We start from the raw sequence: 330 nt of genomic DNA on the forward strand, positions 1-330 counted from the left end.
CGACGTGCTGGCCAAGCCGGTGACCGATCGTCTGTCGAATGCGACGACGGCACAAACCGCTGCTCCGGCCGCTGCTGCTGCCGGCATCGAGCGTCTGGCCCTCGAGATTGCCGAGAACGGTTTTGATGAGAGTCAACCGCTCCTGGTGTTCCCGATCCGCGAGGGCAGTAAGACGGTGCTTGCGGTGCGGGACGGGCATCGACGACTGCAGGCAGTGCGGCTCGCCAATCACTATCTCGACGATGGGAAGAATCGGCAAATCGATCAGCTGCCGGTAATTATCGAAGAATGGGCGGACCCGCGGTCGCTCACGCTGAGCGTAATGCAACG

1 protein-coding gene is annotated in these 330 nt (G+C 62.1%); it reads left to right on the forward strand.

Features of this window, described 5'->3' with window-relative positions; all coding sequences use genetic code 11:
* A partial coding sequence (locus tag RVY79_RS18375) for a ParB/Srx family N-terminal domain-containing protein (protein WP_317465976.1) occupies window positions 1-330 on the forward strand: 330 nt, incomplete at both ends.

The organism is Chromohalobacter sp. HP20-39, assembly GCF_033052815.1.
Taxonomy (GTDB): Bacteria; Pseudomonadota; Gammaproteobacteria; order Pseudomonadales; family Halomonadaceae; genus Chromohalobacter.